Here is a 6,548-nt window from a genome sequence, read left to right as displayed (position 1 = left end):
GACAACTCTCCTCCCTACTTCTCTTATGCAAACTAGTTCGCCTATATGGACAACTGAGGAGTTTACGTCAAGTGCCGTACCCAAGAGCCCAGCCTGAGCGCTTCTGATTGCTTGCTGATCTTGATGGCTCAATGTGTCGGCAATGACATGACGCTTGGGGGCCTCGCTGTCTTGTCCGCGTCGAATCCTCAAGGACCGACATGTCCGTGCTCTTGACGGACCGACTGTCGATCACGCAGCGCAGCCGGTGGCGGCTGCGCGGATCAGAAATGAGCGTTGGCCGCCCCGCCCCGCTTGGCGGGCGGAACCGAATCCTCACTCACAAGCGTTCCAGCTCTGCGCGGAGATGCTATTCTGGCGTTCTAAGTAGCGAAGGCGCGCAGGAAAATTGATGCGAGCCAAGAGGCCTCGGCTTCGACGGGGACTTGGGACTCGACGTCGGGGTCACTCCAGAGCTTGCGGTCGAGCCTATTAATGCATAGCGAGAGCAGGACCCGGGCCATGCTAAGGCAGTCTTCCTGGCGCAGCAGTCCACTCTGAACGCCCTTCTCGAAATAAGCCGCTAGTGCATCTTCGGTGACCGATACGACGCGTTCACGGAAAACTCGCGCTACCTCCGGAAAACGGCCGCTCTCCGCGGCAATGAGTCGCCACAGATCAAGAGACTCGGGTTGCTCGTTCGCTTTCATAAAGCGCCGACAGAAATTCGTCACAACCGCCTCGATCGAGCCACGCGTTTGGAGCGAATGCTCCACATCAACCTGCATGAAAGCCATTGCAGGCTCCAATATGGCCTCGAATAACTCTTCTTTGGAGCGAAAATAGGCCCACAGCGTGGCCTTCGAACCTCCCACCGTCTTCAGAAGGCCCGACATCGAAGTAGAGGCGTAGCCATTCCGAAGGAAGGAATCGCGCGCGGCGTCAACTATCGCTTGCCGCTTATCGAGGCGACGCTGCTCGCGTGGGTCGATGCCACCTTTTTGCTCATTCATCAGGGTGTACTATCAGGTTCATTTACTATTGACAAGGATATGGAAGACCTCCATTGTTAATACTGTACCCCAGAGTACAGTACCTGATTCCGCGGACGTAGCCACTGCATTGCGCGGTCCAGTAGGAGAGAGTGATGACCGATCTTAACTCTGCGGATGGCGATCTTCGCCCCGTGCAAAAGCCGATTTCAAGCGCCTTTCATGCTCCTGGATGGATTTATAGCTGTCCGGAAAACTACAAAGAAGAGCAGAAGAAGATATTCCATTCGGAATGGCTAATGGTCGGACGCGAGGAGGAACTCGCCAATCCGGGGGATTATAAGGCGATCCGGATCTTCGATGAACCATTGTTGCTGTCTCGCGACAAGGACGGTGTTCTCCGTGCTTTCGCCAACGTCTGCCGCCATCGTGGCGTCGAAGTTGCTTTCGGGACTGGCAACGCCAAGTTGTTCACCTGCCCTTATCACGGATGGACTTACCGCCTGGACGGGACCCTGCTCGGGGCTTCCACTGTTTCGGAAAATGTGGGCTTCGACAAGAAAACTTGCCGATTGCCGAGCATTCACATGAATATCTGGGCCGGCAATATATTCGTCAACTTTGCGAAAGACCCGCCGCCCTTCGAGGATTTTGCCGCGTCTCTCGAGAAGCGCTTCGGACATCTTCATCTGGACCGCCTCCGCATAGGGGGGAAGGAGACTGTTCCTCAGGGCTGTAACTGGAAGTTCGGTGTCGAGAACCTACTGGATTTCTATCATGTGCAGGTGCTGCACTTGGACACTTTGGGCAAGAAGTTCGACTTCAATGGAGACGATATCCAGTCCGAAGCTGGATGGATTGAGGCAAGCTACCGGGGAGCTCCTTTGACCCCCGATGGCCAGAGCCGCTTCCCACGATTGCCGTGGTTGGAGGGCTTAGGCGACGATTACGCGACATCCTGCCGCATTCCTCCAAACATGCATCTATTCGCCCGGATCGACCAAGTGCTGATCATCACAATCTGGCCCGATTCAGTGGATAAGTGCCATCTGACAGCATATCTTCTGTTCCCGGAGGAGGTTATCAACCTGCCGAATTTCGAAGCTGATGTGCAGACTCACATTAAGTATGTGCATGATATTGCTGCCGAAGATATCCTGGCGGTCGAATCCCTCCAGGCGGCCACCCTGTCGGCGAATTATCGCGGCGGTCCAATGGTTCCGCTTGAGAAAAGTATCCATGACGTGATTAATGATTATTTACGGAGAATGGATCTCTCCACTGTCGACGCGTGATAGGACAGGAATGCTCGATGCACAGCCTTGGCCCGCGACATGTGTCGAGGCCAAGGCTGCGGATCAGATAAATGCGTGGCGCAATTTATAGGCGGAAAGTGCGTACGCCCCACTTCGTCAATCGTATGATATTGTCTGCGTCTGGTAACTGAACCGCCCCGGTATTGCCGGAGACCCTAACTCCTGAGAGGAAGGGTCTACGATCAGCAAGGCGACGCACAAGATTGCACCGGAGGTTGGTGAGCGGGCTGTCGGCATGGTGCTGAACCGTGAGGGCGATTATCCATTTTGCTGGGCTGCGATCACTTCCATTGCCGGGAAGATCGGTTACTCGGGGCACACGTTGCTGGAGTGAAGGCGGAGGTGAACAGCGACAAGCATGTATCCCCCGCCGGCCCCGGAAACCATAGTGCCTCGCTCTGCTGGTCTGCGCTATGCTCCGCTCCAGTCAGCCAACCAGGGCGATCATAACCGCCGCAACTCTAAGTTATCCAGTGGACCCGCAAATGAGGCCACGCAAGAATCTCTTGCGCCGGTCGAGCCTAGCGGCTACCTCTGTCCCAGATAAAGAACTAGTTCCTATTACAGAACAGTAAACGGGTTTAATGGTCAAGAGGATAGGGTGAAGGAATGGAAGAACTAAGGTTCGACGGCCGCGTGGCGATCGTCACTGGCGCGGGGCGTGGTCTTGGCAGGGCGCATGCTCTTTTGCTTGCTTCGCGCGGCGCACGCATCGTGGTCAACGACATCTGCTCGCCTCACCCCGCAAGCGAGGGCAGCGCTTCACCGGCGGACGATGTCGTGCAGGAGATTATCGCGGCCGGAGGGGACGCGGTAGCCTCCAATGACAGCGTCGCCACGCCTGAGGGCGCCGCAGCGATCGTCCAGACCGCGATCGACACCTATGGTCGCGTCGACATTTTGATCAACAATGCCGGCATCTGTAACTGGGCACCGTTTCCTGAGATATCTTACAGCGAATTTCAAGAGATGCGGCAGGTTCATTATGACGGACCGTGGCTGATTACGCAGGCGGCCTGGCCGCACATGGTGAAGCAGAATTACGGCCGCATCCTGTTCATCACCTCGCACGTTGGTCTTGCTGGAATGCCGCATGGCGCCCACTACGGATCGGCGAAATGGGCGGCGGCTGGCCTGTCGCGCATGCTTTCATTCGAGGGCGGCTCGGCCGACATCAAGTCCAACGCGCTTGGCGTGTTCGGCTATACACGATTACTGATCGATGGCTTTTTCAAACCGGAATCCGACAAGGTCACAGGGCTTGAAAAAATGGAGGGCGAGCGCTGGTGGCAGCGGAACCTTCGGTGCGAGCAAGTCGCACCAGTTGCGGCATGGCTGGTCCATGAAAGCTGTTATCTGAACGGCGACATGCTCGACACCGGCGCGGGCCACACGTTCCGGCACATTCTTTCGACGACGGAAGGTTACATCAACCCCAACCTGACGCTGGAGGACGTGAACGAACATATGCCGGATATCCTCGATGACCGCCACACCAATGTATGGAGCAGCGTCAACGAGGCCCTGCAGAACCGCCTTCAGAAGCTGCAATTGGCGGGCGTCGAACCGATGGACACCGTCTATACGGATTGAAAGCGGTGCTGCGGCCAAAAGAGATGCAGCCTTGGGCGCGCCATCCTGTCCGCCTGAGAGCCGCGAGGGTGCAGGGCGCGCCTGAGCATGGACGCAAGGATGAGCGGCTTTCAATGGCCGGCTCGTCGCCGGGTCAGATGAACGATTGAGGTAGATGATGATCAGCGAGGCCGTTTCAACGGATAAGGCGCCGGACATGTTCGACAAATGGTGCACCGATTTCAACGCGGCGGTGGCCACAGATGATAGTGCCGCGCTTGGCGCGCTGTTTGCCCAAGACAGCTATTGGCGGGACATGCTCACGCTCAACGAGCGCATCCAGACCGCCCACGGTCCTGCTGCCATTGCCGCCATGTTCGCCGACCGCGACAAGTCTGCAACGCCCCTACGTCTTTCGACGGTGGGCGATGTCAAGAAGGAGACAGTTCCCGGTGTCGGCGATTTCCAAGGCAAGTTTATCCGGTACGAAACGGACACTGTTTGTGGGCATGGCTACCTTCGCCTGAAGCCAGGTTTGCAGCATGCGTTCACGCTGGTGACCGCAGTACGTGAGTTGAAGGGATTTCCCGAAAGGTCGCTTACCCACCGCGATAGCGCATCACATCGGTCGGGTGAGGAGGCCGTTAAAAACTGGCTCGACAAGCGGATGGAGCATCGGGCTTACAAGGACCGTGATCCCCAAGTGCTGATTGTCGGCGCCGGACATGCCGGTCTGACGGTGGCGGCGCGCCTGCAACATCTTGGCGTCGACGCGCTGATCATCGATCGATCGGAGCGGGTCGGCGACAATTGGCGTTCACGCTATCACTCGCTGACACTTCATAACGAGATTTGCTGCAATCACCTACCTTACATGCCGTTCCCGGAAAGCTGGCCGGTGTTTCTTCCAAAGGACAAGCTAGCAGGGTGGCTGGAATATTATGCTGAAGCGATGGAATTGAACGTCTGGAACAGGACAATATTCTTGAGCGGCGATTATGACGAGGCCGCGAGCCGCTGGACGGCGCGTGTTGAGATGCCGGACGGCTCGGTCCGTACCATGCGTCCCTCCCATATCATCATGGCGATCGGTGTGAGCGGCATTCCTAACATTCCGACCATTCCCGGCCAGGAAGACTTCCGCGGCCAGATACTCCATTCCAGCGCCTTCAACAGCGATGTCGACGTCGCGGGCAAGGCGGTCGTGGTCATGGGTGCGGGCACCAGCGCGCATGACATCGCCCAGGATGTATATCTTCGCGGTGGCAAGCCGGTGCTTGTGCAGCGCTCGCCGGTGACGGTCGTGAGCGTTGAGCAATCAGGTCTCGCATATGGCGCATTCCGCCGGTTCGAAGGGCAGCAGTCGATCGAGGAAACCGACCTGATGGTCGCAAACCCGTTCGATCTTGTCCGGCGGGTGCATGGCGTCTTGAGCAAAGTCATGGCGGAGGGCGACGCCGAACTGTTGCGGAATCTGGAAGATGTCGGTTTCCTGCTGGATAATGGCGAAGACGATACCGGCTTCTTCATGAAGCTGGTACGTAGCTTGAGCGGCTACTATTTGAACGTCGGCGCCTCCGATCTGATCATCGAGGGCAAGATAGGGCTGAGGGCCGGAGTTGGGCTCGCGAGCCTTGGCGCAAATAGCGCGATCCTCTCCGACGGCACGCAATTGGAGGCTGATCTGGTGGTCCTGGGTACAGGCTATCGCCCGCTTCAGGATGCAGTAGGTTCGATGTTCGGCTCGAAAGTCGCTCAAAAGGTCGGCCCAATCTGGGGACTTGGTCAGGACAATGAAATGATGGGGATGTGGGCTCGTACTGGACAGCCCGGGTTTTTTGTGGCGGGCGGCACCTTCACCATGTCGCGCTTCTACTCTCGCTTGACCGCTCTCCTCATCAAGAGCGATCTGGTCACGAGCGAGCAGAACGGGAATCGCGAACTTCTCGTCGCTGCCTGACCGGGTAGGAAGATCCGCGCCGATGCTACCAAATTTCACCCTTAAAGCGAATTGCGTTTCTCATGGCTGACCCAGTACTGCACGGATATTTCCGGTCGACCGCTTCCTATCGCGTACGGATTACGCTGAACCTGAAGGAGGTCACCTATGCCGACGCATTCCACCATCTGCGCAAGGGCGAGCAACGCGCGCCTGAATATCTGGCACTGAATCCGCAGGGGCTGCTGCCCGCACTTGAGGTGGAAGGCACGGTTCTGACGCAGAGTCTCGCGATATGCGAATATCTCGACGAAACGGTGGCAGGGCCTAAGCTGTTGCCAGACAATGCGCAGCGGCGAGCCAAGATCCGGGCGGCAGCGCAGGTCATCGCCTGTGACATTCATCCGGTGCAAAATCTCAAAATCCTTGACCGGCTGCGCGGGTTGGGACTGTCGGGTGAACAGGTGAACGAGTGGGCGCGGGAGCTGATCGAGGAGGGCCTCGACGCCTTCGATAAGCTAATCGCCGGGGAGAGCGGTCCTTATTGCTTTGGCGATCAGGTCACGCTGGCCGACATCTGCTTGGTGCCACAATTGGTTAACGCCCGACGCTTCGGCGTGGACATCCGTTGGCCGCGACTGGCCGAGGTAGAGAAGGCATGCCTTGCGCTGGCGGCATTCAGAAACGCGGCCCCAGAAAATCAGCCGGATGCGGAATAAGCGGCAGTCCGAGGCGTGCGCCCTACCACGA

The 6,548-nt window shown here is 57.6% G+C and carries 5 protein-coding genes; 4 read left to right on the top strand and 1 reads right to left on the bottom strand.

Translation table 11 applies throughout. From position 1 onward, the window contains the following. Positions 1-362 precede the first annotated feature (362 nt). Positions 363-992: a TetR/AcrR family transcriptional regulator gene (locus HUK73_RS17385; protein WP_176593260.1), complete on the bottom strand. Its 630-nt coding sequence runs from the start codon at positions 990-992 to the stop codon at positions 363-365. A gap of 134 nt (positions 993-1,126) precedes the next feature. On the opposite strand from HUK73_RS17385, the gene HUK73_RS17380 reads away from it, so the two are divergent. The 4 genes from HUK73_RS17380 to maiA all read left to right on the top strand — a co-directional run bounded on the left by HUK73_RS17380 (position 1,127) and on the right by maiA (position 6,517). Beyond that, positions 1,127-2,266 (top strand): aromatic ring-hydroxylating dioxygenase subunit alpha, encoded by a 1,140-nt coding sequence (locus tag HUK73_RS17380; RefSeq protein WP_176593259.1) that lies wholly within the window; start codon positions 1,127-1,129, stop codon positions 2,264-2,266. Positions 2,267-2,896: 630 nt separating this feature from the next. Then, positions 2,897-3,880 carry an SDR family NAD(P)-dependent oxidoreductase gene (locus HUK73_RS17375; protein ID WP_176593258.1) on the top strand — a complete coding sequence of 328 codons (984 nt, stop codon included), beginning with the start codon at positions 2,897-2,899 and terminating at the stop codon, positions 3,878-3,880. Positions 3,881-4,034: 154 nt separating this feature from the next. Beyond that, positions 4,035-5,819 (top strand): NAD(P)/FAD-dependent oxidoreductase, encoded by a 1,785-nt coding sequence (locus tag HUK73_RS17370; protein ID WP_176593257.1) that lies wholly within the window; start codon positions 4,035-4,037, stop codon positions 5,817-5,819. A 62-nt stretch (positions 5,820-5,881) separates the two neighbouring features. Next, positions 5,882-6,517 carry a maleylacetoacetate isomerase gene (gene maiA / locus HUK73_RS17365; RefSeq protein WP_176593256.1) on the top strand — a complete coding sequence of 212 codons (636 nt, stop codon included), beginning with the start codon at positions 5,882-5,884 and terminating at the stop codon, positions 6,515-6,517. The last annotated feature ends 31 nt before the right edge of the window (positions 6,518-6,548 follow it).

Source organism: Sphingobium sp. EM0848 (assembly GCF_013375555.1).
Classification (GTDB): Bacteria; Pseudomonadota; Alphaproteobacteria; order Sphingomonadales; family Sphingomonadaceae; genus Sphingobium.
This window is presented reverse-complemented; position numbering and strand designations above follow the sequence as displayed.